We start from the raw sequence: 24,874 nt of genomic DNA on the forward strand, positions 1-24,874 counted from the left end.
ATCAATCCCTAATGAAAACTGCTCCAAACGTGACGGCACCGTCAGCCTGTTCATGCCCCAGCCAACTGGTCCAGCCAAGCTGGCAAACATTGCACGCACCTATGCGCAGCGCCCTGGCTTGCCCTTCAGCCAATACCAACCGCACGTCGTACGCCAAAGGATCCCGCGCGGTTAAGCGCACCAGTGCACATAACGGCGGGTACCCCGTACCTGTTGGTAAAAACTCGTGTAAACGTTCCCAACTCAGCGAAAGCACATGCACCCTGAACTTCCCGCTGCGGTCATGAACGTGACGGCCCAGTACCAAATCCCTGCCAAGCTCACTGTTGGCGAACCCCAGGTCGTTGCGTTGCGAATGGACGATCTCCACGCTCCGCTCAACCCATTGTTCGATGAATATCGGCGGATGCTTGAAGTAATAACGCAGCACGGTCTCAATTAACGCAGCCGAATGTGCTCGCAGACTCAGAAGCCCCAGGTAGGGCAAAAGACGCTTGCAATCCAGTTGCGCAGCAGCCCGAATGGCGGTACTGCCCAGCCCGATAAGCGCAAACATCTGACGAGAAAAATCATCGTCGGCTTGCAGGTGAAAACGAGCCTGATACCGATATTTGCGCCAGACAGGCAGCATCAGCCGCTGCAAACGGTGGTGAAACAGGTCGAGAAAATCGCGGGTCGCATTGCCGCCTGGCTGTTCGGTAAAAGCCTGCTCACCATAAAATGCGGGCAGTGGTGAACCCGCACCAAACAAGCCCAATACATTGAGGCGCAGGCGAGCACGCAGCTGTTCACCCTCCAGAAAAAATTCGACACGTTCAATATCGTGCGCTGCGAAACCCAATCCTGGATTGGCCTGGAACTCCAATTGGTCGTACAACGCGTCCTCATCCAGTAACGGATGAGCATCACGCAACCGTTCGATCACCTGCAGTACCGCCTGGAAAAGCGTGTACTCACGGATCACCCGGCACACTTCAGTCAAAGCAGGGGCTGCTGCCCCATCCGGCAAGGCCATAGGTACACGTCTCCCTGTGTGCTGGTGACTCGCAACTCGTGATAGGAATTGAGGCTGGCGTAAAGCGAGAAAAACTCATTGAGAACCGACGCGAACACGAACACATCGCCTTGGCCGAGAAACCCCTGCGGGTCAACGATCAGGTCAACACGCAAGCCGCGAACGGGCAAGCCACGGTGCAAACGGTCTACGGCTTCATGACTGATGGAACGCAAAGCGCCCAACCTTGCCTGGCCGACCTTGTGCGCCTGTTGGTCGTGATAGCTCGGAAAGTCGTAGGTTTGGAGAATGACCTTCAAGGCATTGATGTCGGTCAGCGACAAGTAGTTGAGCGACATGTTGCTGATAAGCTTCCACAGGAAATCCTGATCCAGCGGTGGCGCGAAGCTTGACGTTGGCACGGTGATATTTCGAAATGTGAGTAACTCGGGAGCCTGCTCACAGGGCTGGTTGATGTCCCCGATACGCAACTGGCGAGGCAGGTTGCTGTTGGTACACGTCAGCTCGATCGACAGTGTTTCCTGATGCTGCCCCTTGTGGTCGCCAAAACCGATCCAGGTGTCGAGACCACTGTGCTGCAGCGATACGCGTTGACGGATGATGTATGACTGCGTGCTTTGGCCATCATGCACAAAGGACTCAAAGGGCACATAAGCTTGATACCCCAACCCGCCCGGGCGCCACCCCGTGACGCTGTCCACGGAAAACACCGCCGCGTTACCCGACGCATATTCGCCCGGAACCAACAGGTACTCGTCTTGTTTGCCATCCAGGCGAATAGGTACCGCATCATGCTTGAACAGGTTGACAATGGGTGTGCAGTACAACTTCACATTGTCCAGAGTCAGGTGCCGCGCTTCGAAACGCTGAGTGCGCAGCTCAAAGCGCATTACCATGCCGTGCGCGCGCTTGAGGAGCGCTTCGGGAAGTGTGTGCAACACGTCCAGGCCCTCTACATCGACAAACAAGTATTTGTCGGGAAAGGCGAAGTATTCCTGCAGGTGGCGATAGCCTCTGAATGTATTTTGCGGATAAGGAATCAGCGCCTGGTTCTCCGCAAACCCGACCGGCCGGACGTTGGCAGCCGACAGCCGCAATCCGGCTCGCTGCCCGTCGATTTCGTCGATTGGCATGCCATCGTGGTCCAGGAGCAGCAAGTGGATTGCGTCCAGATGCTGCAACAACCCAAGATACAATCCCTGGCTGGTATAGCGATCTCCGGACAAGTGCAGCCGAAGGGCATCGAAAGCCAACTCACTGAAGTTACCTTCCGCACTCATGGCGAGACGCAAATCCAGGTGTGCACCCTCGCCCTGACGCAGACTCTCTACGCCGGTCAGTTGCAGCGGCATGACATCAGTGGCGTAACAGGTCCGGAAACGGCAACGCTGCCCCCCTGCGCCCTCGCTTTCAATCGAAGTGTCACGCGGAACCTGAACAGGGGGCCCTACGCGTTTAAGTGGGTCAAACTGCAGGATGCTGAACGACGGTAGCGGCTGCATGTAGTTGGGCCACAGCAGGTGCATCAGGGAATGTGTCAACTCTGGCAGTTCGTCATCCAGTTTTTGACGCAAACGTCCGGTTAAAAAAGCGAATCCCTCCAACAGGCGCTCTACATCCGGATCCTGGCCTGGATGTGCAAGAAACGGCGCCAGGGCCGGGTTACGTTCAGCAAACCGCCGACCGAGCTGACGCAGAGCGCTGAGTTCGCTCTGGAAATAGTGATTAAACCCCATCGGCACACACCTCAACCCGACCGGTGTCCATTAACCGTGCGCGGAACACAACGGATTGCAGAACACCGTCAACGATCAGCGCAGCATCGATTGTGAAAGACAGGGCCAAAGGGTCGTCGCCTCGCGGCAAAAGGTGGACACGCACATTCGCCAGCCTTGGCTCGTAAGCCTGGATAAAACGCTCAATTACGATGCGCGACCGGGTCACGGATTCATGCAGGCTCAGCCGCATGTCATTAAGGTCGGGCAGTCCGTAGTCCGGCAATGTCTGGACGCTGCCCGCACGGGTGCCAAGCATTTTCGCCAGATGCGCTGCTACGGAGCTGACCCTGCACGTCCGGGACGACGTATCGCGATCAAGACGCTCGAAAAGGCTGGTGTTGTGGGAGTCCCCCTGGCCTGTTCTCATTCCTTGTCGAGCTTCCCAACCAGGGACAGCGTGAAGTCCGCTCCCATATATTTAAAATGAGGGCGCACACTCAGGCTAACCCGATACCAGCCAGGCTCCCCATCTACATCGCTGACTACAATTCTGGCTGCGCGCAAAGGTCGGCGCCCGCGGACTTCGGCGCTGGGGTTATCCTGATCAGCCACGTATTGGCGGATCCACTTGTTCAGCTCCAGCTCAAGATCCGTACGCTCCTTCCAGGAGCCCAGTTGTTCACGCTGCAGCACCTTGAGGTAATGGGCGAGACGGTTGACCACCATCATGTAGGGCAGTTGGGTACCCAATCGGTAATTCAATTCGGCGGCCTTGCCCTCCTCACTGTTGCCAAATGTCTTGGGTTTTTGCACGGAGCTGGCGGAAAAGAACGCGGCGTTGTCACTGCCTTTGCGCATGGTCAGGGCGATAAAACCCTCCTGGGCCAACTCATATTCACGCCGGTCCGAGATCAACACTTCGGTCGGAATCTTGGTCTCGATTTCACCCATGCTCTGGAAATGATGCAGTGGCAAGTCCTCCACAGCGCCGCCGCTTTGCGGACCGATAATGTTCGGGCACCAACGAAAACGCGCGAAGCTGTCAGTCAGGCGAGTGGCGAATGCGTAGGCGGTATTGCCCCAGAGGTAATGCTCGTGACTGTTGACCACATTTTCCTGATAGGCAAAGGTCTTTACCGGACTTTCAAGAGGGTCGTAGGGCGTGCGCAGCAGAAAACGTGGCACGGTGAGCCCGATGTAACGAGCATCTTCGCTCTGGCGAAAGCTTTGCCATTTGGTAAATTGAGGGCCTTCGAAGTGATCCTTGAGGTCCTTCAGGTCGGGTAACCCTGTGAAGCTTTCGAGTCCGAAGAAGCCTGGCCCGGCCGCCGCGATAAATGGCGCATGGGCCATACAGGCAACACTCGCAGCGTGTTGCATGAGTTTCACATCAGGCGCATTGGGTGAGAGGAAGTAATTGGCGATGATCGCCCCTACTGGCTGACCACCAAACTGTCCGTACTCGGCGCTGTAGATATGTTTGTATAACCCGGACTGGGTAATCTCCGGCGAATCTTCAAAATCATCCAGCAGGTCCTGCTTCGAGACATTCAACAGCTCGATTTTGATGTTCTCCCGAAAATTGGTTCGGTCCACCAACAACTGCAACCCTCTCCAGGCGGATTCAAGCGCCTGGAATTCGCTGTGGTGAAGGATCTCGTCTACCTGCTGGCTGAGCTTGGTATCGATCTCGGCAATCATCCGGTCAACCAGACGTTTTTTTACCGGTTCTGCGTGGTTATGTGGCTTGAGCAGTTCTTCGATGAATGCCGATACCCCGCGCCTGGCAATGCCATAGGCTTCGTCATCGGCATTGAGCAATGTCTGGGCAATGATGTTGTCGAGGATGCTGTGTTCAACGACGGTTTTTGCGGGCTGCGGGTTGTGCTGGGTAGAGATCATGGTGTCAGTGTCCTTTTACTGAAGTTGTCAGGCGCTGGGGCTCAATTCCAGTTCAGCCAGTACCCGCGCACGGGACTCATCATCGGCCAATGCCTGCTCGATGGCCTTGCGAAAGCTGGGGGTGTTGCCCAGAGGTCCCTTGAGTGCCATCAGGGCCTCACGCAATGCCATCAACTTGTTTAATTCCGGTATCTGCTCAACCAGGCTGGCGGGGTTGAAATCCTTCATGGAGTTGATGCGAACCTGGATGGCCAATTCTTCGGCGCCAGCCTGTTCCTGGAGTCGATTGGGCACGCTCAATGTCAGGCTCAACGCTTGCTTGGCCAGTACCTCATCAAGGGAATTCCGGTCGATTGCTATTGGCTTTCGGTCTTCGAGCTTGCGTAGATCTTCTCGCCCGCTGAATTCTCCCAACACCAGCAATTTCAAAGGCAGTTCTATTTCTTCCTGCGCTCCGCCCGTGGAGGGTTTGAAGGTGATATTGATGCGTTCCTTGGGTGCTACCGAACCGTCTTTGGCCATGGTGTTTCTCCTTTTTTTGGCTAGAAAACCTATTCAAGTACTGCTTCCAGGTCGAAATGACACAGCCTTCGATGAGTCATGTCCCTGCGTTCACGCATGGCGTGGTCTTGCGGCAAAAGGTCGTAACATCGATGCAGGAGCCGGGTCACCTCAAATGCCAATTCAGGCTCCCAACGATCCAGCCGCGCTTGTTGCAGTTCGTGATCCAACTGCTCAAGCTGAATCCTGCTCAGGTCATGCTTGCCCGCCCGCATGCACAACCGGGCAAGCGCCAATCGCCAATGAAACCTGGCTCGCTCACTGCGCGCGGCATGCAGGCCTCGTTTGAGTTCGGCTACGGCGGGCTTGAGCCCATTTGTGCGCAGGTTGAGTATTTGCTCCTGCAATGCAACCTCCCAGGGTTGCGCCGCAGCATCCCCCACAACATTGGGTACTTCGCCTTTTTGCAGGTGGTGTGCAACATGCAGCGCGATCCAGTTACCTGTTGCGGGGTCGACAAACGGCGTACCGTCAGCAAATTTGAACTCAGGCAAATCCGGTAGCCGCTGCAACAACAGGGCAAAACTCATCTCCAGTTCGACCTTCGCCATCCCCGCCTGCAGTGCCTCCAGGCACTCCCATGCCATGCGCAGTCCATCGAACCAGAACATTGAGTGGGTCAGGCTGACCTCCAGTTCCAGTAGCAGATCGCCATACTGTCCCTGGGCAAAACGACTCTCGAACCGCTTGATCTTGTCGGGCGCGGGCGCAAACAGTGCTGTTACTCGCTCACTGTTGGCGTCCGGGTAAGTGATGAGCATCAACCACGTCAGTGTCCGGCTCAAACGCATCGCACGCGGGTCAGCCACATTTTGGCGCATCCACCATGCGCATAACGGCCGAGCCTGGTCCTGCAACGCCCGCAGCAGTTTCTGAGCGTCTCTTTCGTTGCTGACCGGCTGTTCGGGCTTGAGCAACTGCGTAGCGACCTGCTTGACCTGGGCCATCACACCAGCAACACCGACCGCTTCGGGAGCCACTTGACTTGCAGCGACCAAACGTTCTGACAGCTGCCTGCGAACCGGCAGCAACAACGGCGCATCATCGCCAAGACGCTTACCCCATAGCTCATCAAGGCGCGCGATGTGATCCTGGAGCGCCTCAAACAGAGGCAACTGCTCACTCAGTAAAAGGTGCTGTGAAAAGAGCACGTCCAACCGCGACACCAGCCAACTCAACGCCGCGCAACGCGTACGTGCTTTGGCGGGATAAACAACCGCCCAATGCTGCTCGCACAGACCCAGAAGCAGACCAAGCCCCGCCAACAGCCCCGGAAATGAAAAACGCTGGTACAAAGCCCACGTCAGCCAAACAACCACCCGCAAATCCTTGGTATGAACGCGCAACATGCGCTCGGCAATTTCGTTGACTTTTTGCCAATCCGGCGAACTTGAAACATGCATGGACTGAGCCTTTCCAAGTTCAAATTCAAGAAGTTCATACTCTGTAGAAAAGCGCATATCACAGCCGGCAAACTCTTCTGCCGAGCAAGGGATTCGGGCCAACTCAACATAATGAGAGTAGAGCTTGTCTGAATAAACCATTCGATATCGCACATAACTTCACAAGATAAATTCGGCAGCCCAAGCGTAACAAGTTAAACATTCGGAATACCCTTAACCTCGGCCCACTTACAGGCGAGGCAGACGAACCTTAGCCATTCCAAAAGCGATCAGCAAGGGCAAGATTTTCACTTAAGCACTTTCCTACAAACCCTCTAAAAGCTTGTGTGCGCAGCGCCTTGCGCAACCATTTCAGAGAATTTCATTAACTACTGCGCTCAAGCTTTTATTTATCAAGTGAAAGCAACTGCGCAGATAAATGCGCACACCTCTGCAATTTAAAACATAAAACGCCCGCTTAAACCGCCACACACTTCAACACTTCCCAAACAAAAAACCACCGCACCCTATATTTCATTGACCACGACCAATTCAGGCACGCTTCTTGTTATAGGAAAACGCCCGATCGGTATTTTGCCGTTCGGTCTATCTACTTAATCAGGCAAGGAAACCACTTATGCCAACACCCGCGTACCTTTCAATCACCGGCGTTAAACAAGGCTTGATCACGGCAGGCACATTCACCCAGGACTCAGTAGGTAATATTTATCAAGAGGGGCATGAGGACCAGATTCTGGTACAGGCATTTGCCCACCAGGTCATCATTCCCCGCGACCCACAATCGGGTCAGCCAACGGGCCAGCGGGTTCACAAACCGATGATGATCAGCAAGGTCTTCGACAAGTCCTCGCCCCTGCTCTTCAGCGCGCTGACATCGGGCGAGGAGGTATCATGCCGCCTGGAGTGGCTGCGCACCTCCTCCGCCGGCACTCAGGAACACTACTTCACCATTGAACTGGAGGGGGCAACCGTCGTGGACATTCAGTCGCGCATGCCCAATTGCCAGGACCCGGACAACGCCCACTTCACCCATTTGGAGGATGTGTATTTCACCTACCGAAAAATTATCTGGACTCACGAAGTCGCCGGCACTTCCGGTTCGGACGACTGGCGTAGCCCGGTAGCCGGCTAAGGCTGGCGGATGCAGGAGCGGTCGCCACGGAGGGTGCCGCTCCTGTCCTGTGGCTACACCATCGCCAGCGGGTGCTTGCGTTTCGGCGCGCCGAATACCCGGTCGATTGCATCCAGATCGTGCTCATCGAGCACGAGTTTTGCGGCTCCGGCATTGAGCCGTACATGTTCGGGTGTGACGGCCTTAGGGATAGCGATAACGCCGTCCTGGCGCAACACCCAAGCCAGGGAGACCTGCGCAGGCGTGGCGTTATGACGAAGGGCAATTTGCTTGAGGGTGGGACTCGCCAGCAACTCACCGCCCTGAGCGATTGGGCAGTAAGCCATCAAGGGCAAATGGTGTTGTTGCCACCAAGGCAGTAAATCGAATTCGATGCCTCGCTCTTCAATGTTGTATAGCACCTGGTTCGTCGCGCATGTCGGGGATGCAAGTTCCTGCAGGTCCGCCACATCAAAGTTGGAGACACCCCAGCGACCGATCTTGCCAGCCTCCCTTAGGCGCTCGAAGGCTTCGACGGTTTCTTCCAAGGGATATTGGCCCCGCCAGTGCAACAGGTACAGGTCAATGTAATCCGTACCAAGGCGCTGAAGGCTGGATTCACAGGCACGAGGGGTGCCCTTTTGACTGGCATTGTGCGGATAGACCTTGCTCACCAGAAACACCTGATCGCGCTTGCCGCGTATGGCTTCGCCGACGACCTCCTCGGCCCCCCCTTCACCATACATTTCGGCGGTATCGATCAGGGTCATGCCCTCGTCAATGCCCAGTTGCAATGCGGCGACTTCGGCGCGTCGCTGGTCGGGGTTTTCGCCCATACGCCAGGTGCCCTGGCCGATAACAGGGACGGGAACGCCAGCCAGATCGATGGTACGCATGACAACCTCCTGATGAATTCGCGAATAAACAGTGTGGCACTGACCGGACAAAAGGGTTCAATCGAAGTATGGTTAGCCCCTCTCAGGTTACCGGGAAGAGGCTGCAATGCTGTTTGTCGTCATGCTCGGAGGAAAGCATCCACGGGCGAAAATTGAAGTTCACGATGTGGTGTTCGCTGTGGCGGACACGCTGCAAGGCACCTATGCGCAGTTGCGCGACGGCTGGTTTGGCAGCCCCAACGGTGTACACATCGACTCGTGGATGATGGTCGAGGGCGTCGACGGCTGGAAAGTCGAACTTAGCCATTTGGCGCCCCAGGCAGACGCGCATCGTTTGTATTTCATCAACCTGGGTGGTTACGAGGCCAATGCCTTTGGCGAGGCCCATCACTACCTGCTGGTGGTGGCCAAAACCCCGCGGGAAGCCATGAGCAAAGGCAAACGGCACATGCTGCATGACTGGACTCAGCCTCACACTGATGGCGTGATGGATATTGATGACTGCCTGCCCATCGACCTGGTAGACGGCCGCTATATTCACCTCGTACAAGGCGCGCACCGGCCCATCATCCAGCAGAATGACTACATCGTGTTGCCCTGAACCCTACCCGAACGGGGTATGGCGCCCACCCCTCACCTGCCTGACAGTGCAATCAGTCCCTGAGCCTGATAACAAGCACAACAAAGGTGGGTTCCCATGCACAAAGCCCTTATCGCCCTGTTCAGCGCCGCATTGCTGGCAACCAGTTCGCTGAGCCACGCCGCCGACGACCCCGCCAACACCTTGCGCATCTACAACTGGGCGGACTATATCGGCGACACCACCCTGGCCGATTTCGAGAGGGCCACGGGCATCAAGGTGATCTACGACACCTACGATTCCTACGAAACCGTGCAAGGCAAATTACTTTCCGGACGCTCCGGCTACGACCTGGCATTGCTGAATGCTTCGCTGGTGCCGCTGCTGATCAAAGGCAAGGTGTTTCAGCCGCTGGATAAATCGCAACTGCCCGACTGGAAAAACCTCGACCCCGTCGTGCTCAAGAGCCTGGAAACCCACGACCCGGGCGTCACCTACTCGGCGCCGTATACCTGGGGCAGCAACGGCGTGACCTACAACGTGGAGATGATCAAGGCGCGCATGCCGGATGCGCCGATCGGCTCGCTGGCGATGATCTTCGATCCGAGAATCGTGTCGAAATTTGCCGACTGCGGGATCACCTTCATGGACTCGCCCACCGACATGATCCCGCTGGCCCTGACGTACTTGAAGCTGGACCCCAACAGCGTCGCGCCCAAAGACCTCAAGGCTGCCCAGGATGTATTGATGGCCGTGCGTCCCTACATTCGCAAGTTCGACTCCAGCGGTTTCATCAATGGCCTGGCCAATGGCGACCTGTGCCTGGCCACCACCTGGTCGGGGGATTACGCCACCTCCCAGGCGCGAGCCACCGAGGCTGGGGCCAAGGTCAAACTGGACTACTTCATTCCCCAGGAAGGTTCGTTGATCTGGTTCGATAACTTCTACATCCCCGCCGACGCGCCCCACGTCGCCAATGCGCATAAATTCATCGAATTTCTCCTGCAACCGCAAACCATGGCCGGCGTCAGCAACACCATTCATTACGCCAACAGCAACCTGGCCTCCAAGCCGTTGGTGAACGCCGACATCCGCGACAACCCGGCCATCTACCCGGACCCGGCGACGATGCAGCGCCTGTTCACGCAAAAAAGCCAGCCCCAAGCTGCGGTGCGCCTGATCACCCGTACCTGGAATGCCGTGAAAACCGGCAAGTAAACCCAGCCATTGAAGGTAAACGCCATGACTCTGCCAAATCCCGCTTTCTTCGCCCAGTTTGACCACGACAAGCTGGACGCCGCCGACAAAGCTCACTACATGCACGGCTTTCATATGTTCGACGAGCACCGTGAACAAGGCTCGCTGAATATTGCGGTGGGTAACGGCGCCTACATCTACGACACTCATGGCAATCGCTACCTCGATGCCGTCGGTGGCATGTGGTGTACGAATATCGGCCTGGGCCGTGAGGAAATGGCCGACGCCATCGCCCATCAGGTGCGTCAGCTCGCCTACTCCAACCCCTTCTGCGACATGGCCAACGTCACCGCCATCGAACTGTGTGCCAAGCTCGCCAGCCTGGCTCCCGGTGACCTGAACCACGTATTCCTGACCACCGGTGGCTCAACTGCCGTGGACACGGCTTACCGGCTGGTGCAGTTCTACCAGAACAGCCGCGGCAAACCGGCCAAGAAGCACATCATTTCGCGCTTGAGTGCGTACCACGGCTCGACCTTCCTCACCATGTCGATCGGCAACAAGGCGGCCGACCGCGCCCCCGAATTCGATTTCATGAGTGATTTGTTTCACCACATTTCCTGCCCTAATTATTACCGGGCACCTGAGGGGATGAGCGAGCCCGATTTTCTTGACTTTCTGGTCAGCGAGTTCGAAGACAAGATCCTCACGCTCGGCCCGGACAACGTAGCCGCCTTCTTTGCCGAACCGATCATGGGCTCGGGTGGTGTGATCATCCCACCTGTCGGCTATCACCGCCGCATGTGGGAGATCTGCCAGCGCTACGACCTGCTTTACGTAGCCGATGAAGTGGTGACGTCGTTCGGCCGGCTCGGTGCATTTTTCGCCTCCGAAGACGTGTTCGGCATGCAGCCCGATATCATCACCACCGCCAAGGGCCTGACGTCCGGCTACTTGCCGTTGGGCGCGTGCATTTTCTCCGAGCGCATCTGGCAAGTGATCGGCGAACCGGGCAAGGGCCGTTGCTTCACCCACGGTTTCACCTACAGCGGCCACCCGGTCAGTTGTGTGGCGGCGCTGAAAAACATAGAAATCATTGAGCGGGAAAACCTGCTGGCGCATGTTGAGGATGTCGGCGTGTATCTCGAACAACGCCTGCAAACACTGGCCGACCTGCCCCTGGTGGGTGATATCCGTTGCCAGCGTCTGATGGCCTGCATTGAATTTGTCGCAGATAAACGCAGCAAGGCGCTGTTGCCGGACGCGGTGAATATCGGCGAGAAAATCCACTTGCGCGCCCAGGCAAAAGGCCTGCTGGTGCGTCCGATCGGCCATTTGAATGTGATGTCGCCACCGCTGATCATCACCCGCGCCCAGGTCGACGAAATCGTCGAAACCCTGCGCCAGTGCATCCTCGACACGACGGTCGAGCTGCGTGAAAGCGGCGAGTATCAAGGCCGATGAACCCTCGCGCCGAGCCTGTCTCGGCGTTTTTGCCTGGGTGTTGGCCTGCGGGTAGACTGGCCCGCATGACCACACCCAGCCCCGCGCCAACCCTGCAGCAACTGGAAGCCTGGCACCATGCATTGGCCCAGGCGTTTATCCACGTGGACGAGGCCTCGTTCCTGGAACACCTGGCGGCGGCGCTGTGCACGCTCACCCCCATCGAATCGATGATGATCAGCCTGGAGCGCCAGGGCCTGGCACCGCACTTGTTATATCAACAAGGCATTCCACGGGCTTATCAGGACGAAATCATCCACCGCTATTTCTCCCGTGGTTACCTGCTCGACCCGTTTTGCCTGGCGGTGGACAAGGGGCTTGCCGAGGGTTTTTACCACCTGGCACAAATCGCCCCGGATGACTTCTTCAACAGCGAGTACTACAAAACCTACTACCTGCGCAGCGGCGGCGCGCAGGAGAGCTACTACATCGTCGACCTGTGCCCGCAGAGCAAAATTTCCCTGTGCATGTTCCAAGGCCTGAGCGCCGGGCAATTCAGCAACGAGCAACTGGCACTGCAGAACGCCACTCAGGCGATGGTCCGCGAATTGCTGCGCCGCTTCGGCACCACGGGCGGGCTGGCCAAGGTGATCAGCGATGAAGCCTTTACCCAGACCCAGGCGCACCAGCAGATCGAAGCGGCGTTCATGGGGTTTGGCAGTGGCGTATTGACAGTACGTGAGCGGGAAATTGCCCACTTGATCCTGCGCGGCCACTCGGTGAAATCCACCGCGCAAGTGCTGGGCATCTCACCGGAAACCGTGCGCATGCATCGTAAGAATTTGTACACCAAGCTGGCGATCAACTCCCAGGCCGAGCTGTTTGCATTGTTCATCGAATGGCTGACCCGCAGCGGCGCCATGGCCCGCTCTTGAACCGATCTGCCAATCGGCGGGAACTTTGCCGGGAAATAACCACCTGAATCGGGTAGGCTCACCGTTTTTAATTCAAGGAGTTACTCCCCATGGCCAAAGCAACCGCCCGTCATATCCTCGTTTCCACTGAAGACAAGTGCAACGAACTCAAGGCCCAAATCGAAGGCGGCGCCGATTTCGCAGAAATCGCCAAAGCCAACTCCAGCTGCCCGTCCAGCCGTGACGGCGGCAACCTGGGTTCGTTCGGCCCAGGCCAAATGGTTAAAGAATTCGACACCGTGGTCTTCAGCGCCCCGGTCAACACCGTGCAAGGCCCGGTGAAAACCCAATTCGGTTACCACCTGCTGGAAGTCACCAGCCGCCAGGACTGATCCAGTCCGCGCTGATGCTCTAAAACAACGGCCCGCCTTTTGGTGGGCCGTTGTGCATGTGATGACTGGCGACGCTGGCGCCGTTAGCGTACAAATCCTTATTCCTGCTCACCCGGCGTTCAAGGCTGATAATGCGACTGGCTTTTCCTACAACACTGTTCGGTTCTGCCCTGGCCCTGCTGCTGGCCACTTCGGCTGTGATCGCAGCCCCGCAGACCTACCTCACGGTCTACGGCGAACCGGCCAAGTACCCCACCGGCTTCACTCATTTTGACTATGCCAATCCCAATGCGCCCAAGGGCGGCAGCCTCAAGCGCTCGGCCATCGAGATCGGGCGCTTCGACCATGTGCTGCCGTACATCGACAAAGGTATTGGTGTGTCTCAGGTCGACGGCTGGCTGTACGCGCCGCTGGCCCAGCGCTCGCTGGACGAGCCGTATACGGTGTATGGCCTGGTCGCCGAAAAGATGGAGCGCGCCGAGGACGGCCTGTCGCTGCGCTTCTATTTGAACCCCAAAGCACGTTTTGCCGACGGCACGCCCATCACCGCCGAAGACGTGCGTTACAGTTTTGACCTGCTGATGACCCAGGGCAGCCTGCGCTTCCGCACACTGTTCGCCGACGTCAAGCACGTCGAAGTCGAGGGTGAGCGCCAGGTGCGCTTTGATTTTTCCAGCAATGAAAATCGCACCCTGCCGCTGGATATCGCCACCTTGCCGGTGTTTCCCGAGCATTGGTGGAAGACCCGCGATTTTGCCAATGGCGGCGGTTATGAAGCGCCGCTCGGCAGCGGCCCGTACAAGGTCAGCAAGATCGACTCAGGCAGCACCATTACCTTTACCCGCGACCCGAACTGGTGGGGCAAGGATTTACCGGTCAGCCGCGGCCTGTACAACTTCGATCATCTGAGCCTTGAGTACTTCGGCGACACCGAAGTGGCGCGCCAGGTGCTGCGTGGCGGTGCCTACGACTTCAACCGCGAGTTTTCCGCCACCGGTTACTCCATCGGCTACAACGGCCCGGCGCTGGATGATGGCCGCCTGCAACGTGATCACCTGGCCAAAGAGATGCCGCAACCGGCCCAGGGCTATGTGTTCAACGTACAAAAACCGATGTTCAAGGACCGCCGCGTGCGCCAGGCCCTGGCCATGCTGTGGGACTTCGAATGGGCCAACCGGCAGATGATGCGCAATATGTACATCCGCCAGCAAAGCTTCTTCTCCAACAGCCCGTTGGCCGCGAGCCAACCGCCGACCCAGGAAGAACTGGCGATTCTTGAACCCTTGCGCGGCCAGGTGCCCGACGAGGTGTTCACGCAAGTGTTCAAGGCGCCGGTCACCGATGGCAGCGGCATGATTCGTGACAAGCAGTTGCAAGCTCTGGCCTTGCTCGAAGAAGCCGGCTGGAAACCCAAGGGCGACAAGCTGGTCAACGCCGAGGGCGAGCCGCTGGAGTTCACTTTCCTTAATGCCCAAAGTGGTTTGGAACGCCTGTTGCTGCCGTATAAACGCAATCTCGCGCAAATCGGCATTACGTTGAACATCCGCCGCATTGACTCCTCGCAGTACGTCAACCGCGTAATGGCCCGCGATTACGACATGATCGTCACCGGCTTCCCGGTGACCACCTCACCGGGCATGGAGCTGTATAATTTTTTCGGCTCGGACGCAGCGTTCGACCCCGGCGCCAACAACTACATGGTGCTCAAGGATCCGGCCGTCGACACACTGATCAAAGGCCTGGTCAAGGCCAACACCCAGGCACAAATGCTCACCTATGCCCATGCCCTGGACCGCGTGCTGCAATGGAACTACCTGTGGATCCCCAACTACTACCCGCCCGGCACCTCCGCCGCGTGGTGGAACCGCTTCGGCCGCCCGGCCATCGAGGCCAGGAACGACGAGGCGCTGGAAACCTGGTGGGAAATCAGCCCCACCCCACTGACGAATGAACAGATGACCGCCGAGCTGAAAAAACGCGGAGGAGCGCGCTGATGTTTGCTTACATTGTGCGGCGCCTTCTGCTGATCATCCCGACGCTGGTGATCATCCTGCTGGTGAATTTCGTGATCGTGCAGGCCGCGCCAGGCGGCCCGGTCGAACAGGCCATCGCCCACCTGCAAGGGATTGGCGGCGGTGCCGTCGGCGGTTCGGCTGGCGAGGGCATCAGCAGCGGCTCGCGAGCCAGCCGGGGGCTGGACCCCAAACTCATCAAGGACATCGAAAAACAGTACGGCTTCGACAAACCCGCGCCGGAACGCCTGTGGTTGATGCTCAAGAGCTACGCCAAACTGGATTTTGGTAACAGTTTCTTTCGTGGCAAAACCGTCATCGACCTGATCCTGGAGAAAATGCCGGTCACCATTTCCCTGGGCCTGTGGGCCACGCTGATCACCTACCTGGTGTCGATCCCTCTGGGCATCCGCAAAGCCGTGCGCCATGGCAGCAGTTTTGATGTGTGGAGCAGCACGGCCATCGTCATCGGTTACGCGATGCCGGCGTTTCTGTTCGCGATGTTCCTGATTGTGGTGTTTGCCGGCGGCACCTCGCTGAACTGGTTCCCGGTGCGCGGCCTGGTGTCAGAGAACTTTGAAGAGCTGAGCACGGTCGGCAAGGTTGCCGATTATTTTTGGCACCTGGTGTTGCCGGTCACCGCGCTGGTCATCGGCGGCTTTGCCACGCTGACCATTCTCACCAAAAACTCCTTCCTGAATGAAATCACCCGTCAGTACGTGGTCACTGCCCGCGCCAAAGGCTTGAGCGAGCGCCGCGTGCTGTATGGCCATGTGTTTCGCAACGCGATGTTGCTGGTGATCTCGGGAATTCCACAGGCCTTTATCAGCGTGTTCTTTGCCGGTTCGCTGCTGATCGAGGTGATCTTTTCCCTCGACGGCCTGGGGCGCATGAGCTACGAGGCTGCTGTGTCGCGGGATTACCCGGTGGTGTTCGGCTCGCTGTTTATCTTCACCTTGTTCGGGCTCTTGATAAAACTCATCGGCGACCTCTGCTACACCCTGGTGGACCCGCGTATCGACTTTGCCGCGAGGAACGCCTGATGCTAAATCTGTCTCCCGTGGCCCGCCGGCGTTTCGAACGGTTCAAGAAGAATCGTCGCGGCTGGTGGTCGCTGTGGCTGTTTATCGGCCTGTTTATCCTTACCCTGGGCGGCGAGCTGATCGCCAACGACAAGCCCTTGGTACTGAGCTTCAAAAACGAGCTGTATTTCCCGGTGTTCAAGCGCTACACCGAGCAGGAGTTTGGCGGGCAACTGCCGTTCCAGCCCGACTACCGCAGTGACTACGTGCAGAAGCTGATCAAAAAGGACGGCGGCTGGATGTTGTTTCCGCCGATTCCGTTCAGCGACGACACACCCAATTACGAATTGAGCCGCCCTGCCCCCAGCCCGCCTTCGTCGGTGAACTGGCTGGGCACCGATGATCAGTCGCGGGATGTGTTGGCGCGGGTGATCTTTGGCGCACGCGTGTCGATCCTGTTTGCCCTGGCCCTCACCGCCATCAGTGCAGCCATCGGCATCGCCGCCGGTGCGTTGCAGGGTTACTACGGCGGTTGGGTCGACTTGCTCGGCCAGCGCATTCTGGAGGTGTGGTCGGGGCTGCCGGTGCTGTATTTGCTGATTATTCTGTCGGGGTTTGTCGAGCCCAATTTCTGGTGGCTGCTGGGCATCATGGCGCTGTTTTCCTGGCTCGCACTGGTGGACGTAGTGCGCGCCGAGTTCCTGCGCGGGCGCAACCTGGAATACGTCAAGGCCGCACGGGCCCTGGGCCTGGGCGACGGCAAGATCATTCGACGGCACATCCTGCCCAATGCCATGACCGCCACCCTGAGTTACCTGCCGTTTATTTTGACCGGGGCGATTTCCACCCTCAGCGCCCTGGATTTCCTGGGCTTTGGCATGCCTGCGGGCAGCGCGTCGCTGGGGGAACTGATCGCCCAGGGCAAGCAGAACCTGCAGGCGCCGTGGCTGGGCCTGACGGCGTTTTTCACCCTGGCGGTCATCCTGTCGCTGCTGGTCTTTATTGGCGAGGCGTTGCGTGACGCCTTCGACCCCCGCTCATGAGTGCCGGCCTATGAACCTGATCGAAATCCGCGACCTCAGCGTCGCCTTCAACGGCCAGACCGTCGTGAGAAACCTGAGCCTGGACGTGCGCCCCGGCGAATGCCTGGCGCTGGTGGGCGAATCGGGCTCGGGCAAGTCGGTGACCGCCCATTCCATCCTGCAATTGCTGCCCGAAGCCGGCACACACACCACCGGCTCCATCCAATATCGCGGTCAGGAGATGATCGGAGCCTCGGCGGCCACCCTGCAAAAACTGCGCGGCAACCGCATTGCGATGATCTTCCAGGAGCCGATGACCTCCCTCAACCCGCTGCACAGCATCGAAAAGCAGATTGGCGAAACCCTGCTGGTGCACAAGGGCCTGGGCGGCAAGGCAGCGCAGGCGCGCATTCTTGAATTGCTGGAGCTGGTGGGCATTCAGAAGCCTCGGGAACGGCTCAAAGCCTATCCACATCAGTTGTCCGGCGGCCAGCGCCAGCGGGTGATGATCGCCATGGCCCTGGCTTGCGAGCCGGAACTGTTGATCGCCGACGAGCCCACCACCGCGCTCGACGTCACCGTGCAGCGCAAGATTCTGCTGTTGCTCAAATCCCTGCAACAGCGCTTGGGCATGTCCCTGCTGCTGATCAGCCACGACCTGAACCTGGTGCGCAGCATTGCCCAACGGGTGTGCGTGATGCGCGCCGGTGAGATTGTCGAGCAGGCCGATTGCGAGACGTTGTTTACAGCGCCGCAACATACCTACAGCCGCTTGCTGCTCGACGCCGAACCCTCTGGCGATGTGCTCTGCAGCGACGCGCGTGAAACGGTGTTGCAGGTGGATGACCTGACGGTGCAATTCCCCCTTTCAAGCGGTTTGTTTCGGCGCAAGACCTACCTGCGCGCCGTGGATGGCATCAGCCTCAGCGTGCAGCGCGGCAAAACCCTGGGGATTGTCGGCGAGTCCGGTTCGGGCAAGTCCACGTTGGGCCAGGCGATCCTGCGTCTGCTGGATTCCACCGGCAGTATCCGTTTTCAGGGCGAGGACCTTGACCCGCTGAACCACCAGCAGATGCGCCCGTGGCGCAAGCAGATGCAGGTGGTGTTCCAGGACCCGTTCGGCAGCCTCAGCCCACGCATGACGGTCGAGCAGATCATCAGCGAAGGCCTGGAAGTTCACGCGCCATGCAGCCTGGCCGAGCGTGATGCGCAGGTGGTCCAGGTGCTCAAGGACGTGGGTCTGGACCCGGACAGCCGCCACCGCTACCCCCACGAGTTTTCCGGCGGCCAGCGCCAGCGCATCGCCATCGCCCGCGCACTGGTGCTCAAACCGGCGCTGATGTTGCTGGACGAGCCCACGTCCGCCCTCGACCGTACGGTGCAGAAACAGGTGGTAACTCTGTTGCGCGAGCTTCAGGAGAAATACGGCCTGACCTACCTGTTTATCAGCCATGACCTGGCCGTGGTGCGTGCCATGGCCCACGACATGATTGTGATCAAGGACGGCAAGGTGGTGGAGCGCGGCCCCAGCCATGAGGTGTTTGAAACGCCGCAGCATCCTTACACCAAAGAGCTGCTGGCCGCCGCACACATTCCCCTGTAAACGCGCCCCATTGTGGGAGCGTGCAAGCCAGCTCCCACAGGGTCGCGATCTTATTCATATTTTGTGTTGGCGACGTGAACATGAATAGCAACGAAAGCCTCAAGGATTACCAACAGGTTCGCGGCCTGGCCATCCAGTCGCTGTTCGAGATTATCGAGCAGTCCAGCGAAGGCACGGTGATTGTCGACCGCGATGCCAATATCGTGTGGATGAACGAGCGCTATGCCCGGCGCTTCGGCCTGAAAAGCGCCGACGAAGCCATTGGCCAGCCCTGCGAACAGGTGATCGCCAACAGCCTGTTGCGCCAGGTGGTGCGCACTGATCAGCCGATTTTGCTGGACATTCAGGACACCCCCAGAGGCCCGCTGGTGGTGATGCGCCTGCCGATCCACGACGACGCAGGCGCGGTGATCGGCGCCATTGGCTTTGCCTTGTTCGATGAGTTGCGCAATTTGTCGCCGCTGATCGAGCGCTACTTGAGCCTGCAGCAGGAACTGGCTTCCACCCGCTCGCTGCTGCGTTCGCGGCAGAGCAAGTACAACTTTGCGCACTTTATCGGCACCAGCGCGGCCAGCCTGGAGGTCAAACGCCGCGCACGGCGCAGTGCGAGCGCCGAGTCGCCGGTGTTGCTGCTGGGGGAAACCGGCACCGGCAAGGAATTGCTCGCCCAGGCGATTCATGGCGCATCACCGCGGGCCCACAAGGCGTTTGTCAGCATCAACAGCGCGGCGATTCCCCATGATTTGCTCGAAGCCGAGTTCTTCGGCACCGCCCCCGGTGCGTTCACCGGCGCCGACCGCAAGGGGCGCCCCGGCAAGTTCCAGATTGCCCAGGGCGGCACGCTGTTTCTCGATGAAATCGGCGACATGCCGCTGCCGCTGCAAAGCAAACTGCTGCGGGTGTTGCAGGAAAAGGAATTCGAACCGGTAGGTTCCAACGAAATGCAGCACAGCGATGTGCGGGTGATTGCCGCCACGTCCATGGACCTTGAAGCGGCGATCAAGCGCGGCGAGTTTCGTGCAGATTTGTATTACCGGCTGAATGTGCTGCCGATCCGCGTGCCGCCCTTACGCGAGCGACTGGACGATATCCCGGCGTTGAGCGAAGCCATTCTGGAAGAACTGCGCAGCCAGCATGAACTGGATCGTGAAGCGCTGGCGCTGCTGGCCCGGCATGCGTGGCCGGGGAATATCCGCGAGCTGCGCAATGTGCTGGAGCGCGCGGCCTTGTTGAGTGATGACCTGGTATTGAATACCGAGGAAATTCGCGCGGCGATTGGCACCTTTACCCCGGTTGAGCGCAATGCAGTCGTCACGGTCGAGGACGAAACGTTCAGTGCGGCGCGGGAGCGGTTTGATCGGCAGATCATTACGGCGGCGTTGGCGGGGTGTGAGGGAAATGTGGTGGAGGCTGCCAGGCGGTTGGGGCTTGGCAGGTCGACGTTGTACAAGAAGATGGTTGCCTTGGGTATTGCACAATCTCAATAAAGAGACACAATTCCCAAATAATAGACAACCCAATGTGGGAGCTGGCTTGCCTGCGATAACGGTACATCAGTCAAACATATGAGGGCTGACACACCGCTATCGCAGGCAAGCCAGCTCCCACATTGGATTTTTATTTGTCTCTAAATAGAGATAAATCTTGAAATCGAACATTAAAAAACAGCTATTTCCCATATATTTCAACAAGTTAACTTCTTGGCACACATCTCGCTATAGCTCCTCCCCAAAGCACCACCTCACAAAAATAACAATCCGATCTGGAGACACACCATGAGTGTGATCATTGCCTTGGCAGCCCTCGCGCTGTTGATGCTGGCTGCCTACCGTGGCTATAGCGTTATCCTTTTTGCCCCCATCGCCGCCCTGGGCGCGGTACTGCTGACCGACCCGTCCGCCGTGGCGCCTGCCTTTACCGGGGTGTTCATGGAGAAAATGGTCGGTTTCATCAAGTTGTATTTCCCGGTATTTCTGCTTGGAGCCGTGTTCGGCAAGCTGATCGAGCTGTCGGGGTTTTCGCGTTCCATCGTCGCCGCGGCGATCCGTTTGCTCGGCACCCGCCAGGCGATGCTGGTGATCGTATTGGTCTGCGCCCTGCTCACTTACGGCGGCGTGTCGCTGTTTGTGGTGGTGTTTGCGGTGTACCCGTTTGCGGCCGAGATGTTCCGCCTGAGCAATATTCCCAAGCGCCTGATCCCGGCCACCATCGCCCTCGGCGCGTTTTCGTTCACCATGGACGCCCTGCCCGGCACGCCGCAGATCCAGAACATCATCCCCAGCACCTTCTTCAACACCACTGCCTGGGCGGCACCGTGGCTGGGTCTGATCGGCACGATTTTCGTGTTCTGCGCCGGCATGCTGTACCTGGCACGCCAGCGCAACAAGGCCCAGCGTGCCGGTGAAGGGTATGGCAACGAGCTGCGCAATGAGCCGGAGACCGCCGACAACCTGGCGCTGCCCAACCCGTGGATCGCGCTGTCGCCGCTGATTCTGGTGGGTGTGATGAACCTGCTGTTCACCCACTGGATCCCGCAGTGGTACGGCAAAACCCACAGCCTCGCGCTGCCCGGCATGAGCGCTCCGGTGACTACGGAAATCGCCAAACTCACCGCCATCTGGGCGGTGCAGGCAGCCTTGCTGGTGGGCATCGTCATGGTGTTGGTGTTTGGCTGGTCGGCGATCAAAAGCAAACTCGCCGAGGGCAGTAAAAGTGCGGTCAGCGGTGCGTTGCTGGCGGCGATGAATACTGCCTCGGAATACGGTTTTGGCGCGGTGATCGCCTCGCTGCCGGGCTTCCTGGTGCTGGCGGACTGGCTCAAGGGCATTCCCAACCCGCTGGTCAACGAGGCGATTACCGTGACGCTGCTGGCCGGTATCACCGGTTCTGCGTCGGGCGGCATGAGCATCGCCCTGGCGGCCATGTCCGAGAGCTTTATTTCAGCGGCCCATGCGGCCAATATCCCCCTTGAAGTGCTGCACCGCGTCGCGGCCATGGCCAGCGGCGGCATGGACACCCTGCCCCACAACGGCGCGGTGATCACGCTGCTGGCGGTCACCGGCCTGACCCACCGCGAAGCCTACAAGGACATTTTCGGCATCACGATCATCAAGACCCTCGCGGTGTTCGTGGTGATCGGTACTTTCTACGCCACCGGCATTGTGTGAGGTTTTCATGACGACATTGAACGGCAAGACCGCCCTGGTTACCGGCTCCACCAGCGGCATCGGCCTGGGGATTGCGTTGAGCCTGGCAAAGGCCGGCGCGGATTTGATCCTTAACGGCTTCGGCGACGCCAGCGCGGTGATCGCTCAGGTGCAGGCGTTTGGCGGCAAGGTGGGCCACCACCCGGCGGACGTCGGCGACCCGGCGCAAATTGCCGACATGCTCGCCTACGCCGAACGAGAGTTCGGCGGTGTGGACATTCTGGTGAACAACGCCGGCATCCAGCATGTGGCGGCGGTGGAGGATTTCCCGACCGAGCGCTGGGATTCGATCATCGCAATCAACCTGTCATCGGTGTTCCACAGCACGCGCTTGAGTTTGCCGGGCATGAAGGCCAAGGGCTGGGGGCGGATCGTCAACATTGCTTCGGTGCATGGCCAGGTCGGTTCGGTGGGCAAGGCGGCGTATGTGGCGGCCAAGCATGGCGTGATCGGCCTGACCAAGGTGGTGGGCCTGGAAACGGCGACCAGCAACGTGACCTGCAACGCGGTTTGCCCCGGCTGGGTGCTGACGCCGCTGGTGCAAAAGCAGATTGACGACCGCGCCGCCAACGGCATCGACCCGCAGCAGGCGCAGCATGATTTGCTGGCCGAGAAGCAGCCGTCGCTGGCATTTGTGACGCCGCCGCAGTTGGGGGAGCTGGTGTTGTTTCTGTGCAGTGACGCCGGCAGCCAGGTCCGCGGTGCGGCGTGGAATATTGATGGGGGCTGGCTGGCCCAGTAAACCGGTCACCCTCGTGCCCACGCTCTGCGTGGGCATGCAGCCCGGGACGCTCCGCGTCCCAAGAGCGGACGCAGAGCGTCCAATGAGGCATTCCCACGCGGAGCGTGGGAACGAGAAAAACAAGAGGCAACTGTATGTCCGACATCCTCTGGCAACCCTGCGCCGAACGCATCGCCAAGACGCGCATGGATCAGTTCCGTCGCTACATCAACGAACGCCACAGCCTGCAATTGGCCGACTACCCGGCCCTGCACCAGTGGAGCATCGACCAGCGTCCGGATTTCTGGCGCGCAATCGTCGATTTTTTTGACGTGCAATTTCGCAGCCCGCCAAGCGCGGTATTGATCGAAGACGCCGAGATGCCAAGCGCCCAGTGGTTCCCCGGCGCAACGTTGAATTTCGCCGAACACCTGCTGCGCCGGCGCGACGACCACCCCGCCGTGGTCGCCGTCAGCGAAGACGGCACACGTGAAACACTGAGTTACGCCGAACTGGCCGCCCACGTCTGCGGCCTGCAAAAAAGCCTGCGGGCCGCAGGCGTGGTCCAGGGCGACCGCGTCGCCGCCTGCATGCCGAACACCTGGCAAACCCTGGTGGGCATGCTTGCCACCACCAGCCTTGGCGCCATCTGGTCGTGTTCCTCGCCGGATTTTGGCACCCAGGGCGTGATTGACCGTTTCGGCCAGATCGAGCCCAAGGTGCTGATCACCTGCGCCGGTTACCGCTACGCCGGCAAGGCGATCGACCAGAGCGCCAAACTCAATGAGATCCTTGAACGCCTGCCGTCCCTGGAGCAACTGATCATCGTGCCCTACGCGCGGCCTCAGGCACGCGTTGAGGACTATCGAACCCAGGCCAGTGTGGCGCTGTGGAACGACTTCTACCTCCCCGGCGGCGAACCGGAGTTCGTCGCGGTGCCCTTCGATCACCCGCTGTACATCCTCTATTCCAGCGGCACCACCGGCGTGCCCAAATGCATCATCCACGGCACCGGCGGCGTGTTGCTCACCCATCTCAAGGAACACGGCCTGCACGCCGACCTGTCGCGGGACGACTGCCTGTTCTACTACACCACCTGCGGCTGGATGATGTGGAACTGGCTGGTCTCGGTACTTGCCCTCGGCGCCACGGCGGTGCTGTATGACGGCTCGCCCTTCCATCCGGGACCGGAGCGCTTGATCGACCTGATCGACGCCGAACACATCACGGTGTTCGGCACCAGCCCCAAGTTTCTTGCCACCCTGGAAAAGGCCGGGTTGCAACCACGCCTGAGTCACAGCCTGACAAGTCTCAAGGGCTTGATATCCACCGGCTCGCCGCTGTCGCCGCAGAGTTACGACTACGTGTACCGCGAGATCAAGGGCGAGCTGTGCCTGTCGTCGATGTCCGGCGGCACCGATATCGTCTCCTGCTTTGTGATCGGCAACCCGGTGTTGCCGGTGCGGCGCGGTGAAATGCAGTGCAAGAGCCTGGCGATGGCCATCGAAGTATGGGACGACAAGGGCCGGCCGCTGATCGGAGAAAAAGGCGAACTGGTGTGCACCCGGCACTTTCCGGCCATGCCCATCGGCCTGTGGAATGACCCGGACCAGCAAAAGCTGCGTGCCTCTTATTTCAGCCAGTTTCCCGGCGTATGGGCTCAAGGTGACTACGCCGAGCAACGGCCCAATGGCAGCCTGCTGATTCATGGGCGCTCCGACGCGGTGCTCAACCCCGGCGGCGTGCGCATCGGTACGGCGGAGATTTACCGGCAAGTGGAAAAAGTCCCGCAGGTGCTGGAAAGCCTGGCCATCGGCCAACGCTGGCAGGACGACGTGCGGGTGGTGCTGTTTGTGCGGCTGGACGACGGTGTGACACTCGATGAGGCCCTGGCGCAGCAGATTCGCCAGGTTATCCGTGCCAACACGACACCGCGCCACGTTCCGGCGAAGATTCTGGCCGTCACGGATATCCCCCGCACCATCAGCGGCAAGATCGTCGAGCTGGCGGTGCGCAACGTGGTGCATGGCGAACCGGTGAAAAATACCGATGCGCTGGCCAATCCGCAGGCACTGGCACAGTTTCGCGACCGCCCCGAACTGGCGAACGGATGAAAGGTTTCAGCTCTGAGGCACTCATTTGAAGACAAACCCCCA

At 59.0% G+C, this 24,874-nt stretch carries 21 protein-coding genes; 14 read left to right on the forward strand and 7 right to left on the reverse strand.

The window, feature by feature from the left end; translation table 11 throughout:
• Position 1 precedes the first annotated feature (1 nt).
• From tssG to tssA, 6 genes are read right to left on the reverse strand one after another with little or no spacing between them, the layout of a single operon-like run.
• Positions 2-1,015 carry a type VI secretion system baseplate subunit TssG gene (tssG, locus tag ATI14_RS24080; RefSeq protein ID WP_016969706.1) on the reverse strand — a complete coding sequence of 338 codons (1,014 nt, stop codon included), beginning with the start codon at positions 1,013-1,015 and terminating at the stop codon, positions 2-4.
• A complete protein-coding gene (gene tssF, locus ATI14_RS24085; protein ID WP_016969707.1) occupies positions 979-2,751 on the reverse strand; it encodes a type VI secretion system baseplate subunit TssF in 1,773 nt (590 codons plus the stop codon). Before tssF ends, tssG begins: the two co-directional genes overlap by 37 nt.
• The gene (gene tssE, locus ATI14_RS24090; protein WP_016969708.1) at positions 2,741-3,160 is read right to left on the reverse strand and encodes a type VI secretion system baseplate subunit TssE; all 420 of its coding nucleotides are present in this window, start codon (positions 3,158-3,160) and stop codon (positions 2,741-2,743) included. Before tssE ends, tssF begins: the two co-directional genes overlap by 11 nt.
• Positions 3,157-4,635 carry a type VI secretion system contractile sheath large subunit gene (tssC, locus tag ATI14_RS24095; RefSeq protein WP_080520307.1) on the reverse strand — a complete coding sequence of 493 codons (1,479 nt, stop codon included), beginning with the start codon at positions 4,633-4,635 and terminating at the stop codon, positions 3,157-3,159. The genes tssE and tssC overlap by 4 nt, the downstream gene beginning before the upstream one ends.
• A 27-nt stretch (positions 4,636-4,662) precedes the next feature.
• Positions 4,663-5,157 carry a type VI secretion system contractile sheath small subunit gene (gene tssB / locus ATI14_RS24100; RefSeq protein WP_080520308.1) on the reverse strand — a complete coding sequence of 165 codons (495 nt, stop codon included), beginning with the start codon at positions 5,155-5,157 and terminating at the stop codon, positions 4,663-4,665.
• Positions 5,158-5,186: 29 nt separating this feature from the next.
• Positions 5,187-6,740: a type VI secretion system protein TssA gene (tssA, locus tag ATI14_RS24105; protein WP_080520309.1), complete on the reverse strand. Its 1,554-nt coding sequence runs from the start codon at positions 6,738-6,740 to the stop codon at positions 5,187-5,189.
• A gap of 475 nt (positions 6,741-7,215) precedes the next feature.
• Between tssA and ATI14_RS24110 the strand changes: the two genes are divergently transcribed.
• The gene (locus tag ATI14_RS24110) at positions 7,216-7,731 is read left to right on the forward strand and encodes an Hcp family type VI secretion system effector (protein WP_016969711.1); all 516 of its coding nucleotides are present in this window, start codon (positions 7,216-7,218) and stop codon (positions 7,729-7,731) included.
• 53 nt (positions 7,732-7,784) lie between these two features.
• On the opposite strand, the gene ATI14_RS24115 is transcribed toward ATI14_RS24110, so the two are convergent.
• Positions 7,785-8,606, reverse strand: coding sequence for an aldo/keto reductase (locus tag ATI14_RS24115; RefSeq protein ID WP_016969712.1), 822 nt, complete (start codon positions 8,604-8,606; stop codon positions 7,785-7,787).
• 106 nt (positions 8,607-8,712) lie between these two features.
• Between ATI14_RS24115 and ATI14_RS24120 the strand changes: the two genes are divergently transcribed.
• The 13 genes from ATI14_RS24120 (at position 8,713) to ATI14_RS24180 (ending at position 24,832) form a co-directional block, all read left to right on the forward strand.
• Positions 8,713-9,207: a DUF1543 domain-containing protein gene (locus tag ATI14_RS24120; RefSeq protein WP_016969713.1), complete on the forward strand. Its 495-nt coding sequence runs from the start codon at positions 8,713-8,715 to the stop codon at positions 9,205-9,207.
• A gap of 96 nt (positions 9,208-9,303) precedes the next feature.
• Positions 9,304-10,404, forward strand: a complete 1,101-nt coding sequence (locus tag ATI14_RS24125) for a polyamine ABC transporter substrate-binding protein (RefSeq protein WP_016969714.1) — start codon at positions 9,304-9,306, stop codon at positions 10,402-10,404.
• Positions 10,405-10,428: 24 nt separating this feature from the next.
• Positions 10,429-11,847 (forward strand): aminotransferase, encoded by a 1,419-nt coding sequence (locus ATI14_RS24130; protein ID WP_016969715.1) that lies wholly within the window; start codon positions 10,429-10,431, stop codon positions 11,845-11,847.
• Between the two features lie 65 nt (positions 11,848-11,912).
• Entirely contained in the window at positions 11,913-12,761 is an 849-nt protein-coding gene (locus tag ATI14_RS24135) for a response regulator transcription factor (RefSeq protein WP_080520310.1), read from the forward strand.
• An 89-nt stretch (positions 12,762-12,850) separates the two neighbouring features.
• A complete protein-coding gene (locus ATI14_RS24140) occupies positions 12,851-13,132 on the forward strand; it encodes a peptidylprolyl isomerase (RefSeq protein ID WP_010210937.1) in 282 nt (93 codons plus the stop codon).
• 131 nt (positions 13,133-13,263) lie between these two features.
• The gene (locus ATI14_RS24145) at positions 13,264-15,126 is read left to right on the forward strand and encodes an extracellular solute-binding protein (protein WP_016969717.1); all 1,863 of its coding nucleotides are present in this window, start codon (positions 13,264-13,266) and stop codon (positions 15,124-15,126) included.
• Positions 15,126-16,187 carry a microcin C ABC transporter permease YejB gene (locus ATI14_RS24150; protein ID WP_016969718.1) on the forward strand — a complete coding sequence of 354 codons (1,062 nt, stop codon included), beginning with the start codon at positions 15,126-15,128 and terminating at the stop codon, positions 16,185-16,187. Before ATI14_RS24145 ends, ATI14_RS24150 begins: the two co-directional genes overlap by 1 nt.
• Positions 16,187-17,209, forward strand: coding sequence for an ABC transporter permease (locus tag ATI14_RS24155; RefSeq protein WP_080520311.1), 1,023 nt, complete (start codon positions 16,187-16,189; stop codon positions 17,207-17,209). The genes ATI14_RS24150 and ATI14_RS24155 overlap by 1 nt, the downstream gene beginning before the upstream one ends.
• A 10-nt stretch (positions 17,210-17,219) precedes the next feature.
• Positions 17,220-18,791 (forward strand): ABC transporter ATP-binding protein, encoded by a 1,572-nt coding sequence (locus ATI14_RS24160; protein ID WP_016969719.1) that lies wholly within the window; start codon positions 17,220-17,222, stop codon positions 18,789-18,791.
• A gap of 80 nt (positions 18,792-18,871) precedes the next feature.
• Positions 18,872-20,278: a sigma-54 interaction domain-containing protein gene (locus ATI14_RS24165; RefSeq protein WP_080520312.1), complete on the forward strand. Its 1,407-nt coding sequence runs from the start codon at positions 18,872-18,874 to the stop codon at positions 20,276-20,278.
• A 288-nt stretch (positions 20,279-20,566) separates the two neighbouring features.
• Complete coding sequence (locus tag ATI14_RS24170; protein ID WP_080520313.1) at positions 20,567-21,958, forward strand: GntP family permease; 1,392 nt, start codon at positions 20,567-20,569, stop codon at positions 21,956-21,958.
• 7 nt (positions 21,959-21,965) lie between these two features.
• Positions 21,966-22,739: a 3-hydroxybutyrate dehydrogenase gene (locus ATI14_RS24175; RefSeq protein WP_016969722.1), complete on the forward strand. Its 774-nt coding sequence runs from the start codon at positions 21,966-21,968 to the stop codon at positions 22,737-22,739.
• A gap of 134 nt (positions 22,740-22,873) precedes the next feature.
• Complete coding sequence (locus ATI14_RS24180) at positions 22,874-24,832, forward strand: acetoacetate--CoA ligase (RefSeq protein WP_016969723.1); 1,959 nt, start codon at positions 22,874-22,876, stop codon at positions 24,830-24,832.
• The last annotated feature ends 42 nt before the right edge of the window (positions 24,833-24,874 follow it).

The organism is Pseudomonas tolaasii NCPPB 2192 (genome assembly GCF_002813445.1).
GTDB lineage: Bacteria > Pseudomonadota > Gammaproteobacteria > Pseudomonadales > Pseudomonadaceae > Aquipseudomonas > Aquipseudomonas tolaasii.

Excerpts from the sequence above, each read along its gene's own strand:
- ATI14_RS24180 (WP_016969723.1), top strand. The coding sequence starts at position 22,874 with ATGTCCGACATCCTCTGGCAACCCTGCGCCGAACGCATCGCCAAGACG.
- ATI14_RS24125 (WP_016969714.1), top strand. The coding sequence starts at position 9,304 with ATGCACAAAGCCCTTATCGCCCTGTTCAGCGCCGCATTGCTGGCAACC.
- ATI14_RS24110 (WP_016969711.1), top strand. The coding sequence starts at position 7,216 with ATGCCAACACCCGCGTACCTTTCAATCACCGGCGTTAAACAAGGCTTG.
- ATI14_RS24115 (WP_016969712.1), bottom strand. The coding sequence starts at position 8,606 with ATGCGTACCATCGATCTGGCTGGCGTTCCCGTCCCTGTTATCGGCCAG.
- ATI14_RS24175 (WP_016969722.1), top strand. The coding sequence starts at position 21,966 with ATGACGACATTGAACGGCAAGACCGCCCTGGTTACCGGCTCCACCAGC.
- tssB (WP_080520308.1), bottom strand. The coding sequence starts at position 5,157 with ATGGCCAAAGACGGTTCGGTAGCACCCAAGGAACGCATCAATATCACC.
- ATI14_RS24160 (WP_016969719.1), top strand. The coding sequence starts at position 17,220 with ATGAACCTGATCGAAATCCGCGACCTCAGCGTCGCCTTCAACGGCCAG.
- ATI14_RS24130 (WP_016969715.1), top strand. The coding sequence starts at position 10,429 with ATGACTCTGCCAAATCCCGCTTTCTTCGCCCAGTTTGACCACGACAAG.
- ATI14_RS24140 (WP_010210937.1), top strand. The coding sequence starts at position 12,851 with ATGGCCAAAGCAACCGCCCGTCATATCCTCGTTTCCACTGAAGACAAG.
- ATI14_RS24145 (WP_016969717.1), top strand. The coding sequence starts at position 13,264 with ATGCGACTGGCTTTTCCTACAACACTGTTCGGTTCTGCCCTGGCCCTG.
- tssF (WP_016969707.1), bottom strand. The coding sequence starts at position 2,751 with ATGGGGTTTAATCACTATTTCCAGAGCGAACTCAGCGCTCTGCGTCAG.
- ATI14_RS24170 (WP_080520313.1), top strand. The coding sequence starts at position 20,567 with ATGAGTGTGATCATTGCCTTGGCAGCCCTCGCGCTGTTGATGCTGGCT.
- ATI14_RS24165 (WP_080520312.1), top strand. The coding sequence starts at position 18,872 with ATGAATAGCAACGAAAGCCTCAAGGATTACCAACAGGTTCGCGGCCTG.
- tssE (WP_016969708.1), bottom strand. The coding sequence starts at position 3,160 with ATGAGAACAGGCCAGGGGGACTCCCACAACACCAGCCTTTTCGAGCGT.
- tssA (WP_080520309.1), bottom strand. The coding sequence starts at position 6,740 with ATGGTTTATTCAGACAAGCTCTACTCTCATTATGTTGAGTTGGCCCGA.
- ATI14_RS24150 (WP_016969718.1), top strand. The coding sequence starts at position 15,126 with ATGTTTGCTTACATTGTGCGGCGCCTTCTGCTGATCATCCCGACGCTG.
- tssG (WP_016969706.1), bottom strand. The coding sequence starts at position 1,015 with ATGGCCTTGCCGGATGGGGCAGCAGCCCCTGCTTTGACTGAAGTGTGC.
- ATI14_RS24155 (WP_080520311.1), top strand. The coding sequence starts at position 16,187 with ATGCTAAATCTGTCTCCCGTGGCCCGCCGGCGTTTCGAACGGTTCAAG.
- tssC (WP_080520307.1), bottom strand. The coding sequence starts at position 4,635 with ATGATCTCTACCCAGCACAACCCGCAGCCCGCAAAAACCGTCGTTGAA.
- ATI14_RS24135 (WP_080520310.1), top strand. The coding sequence starts at position 11,913 with ATGACCACACCCAGCCCCGCGCCAACCCTGCAGCAACTGGAAGCCTGG.
- ATI14_RS24120 (WP_016969713.1), top strand. The coding sequence starts at position 8,713 with ATGCTGTTTGTCGTCATGCTCGGAGGAAAGCATCCACGGGCGAAAATT.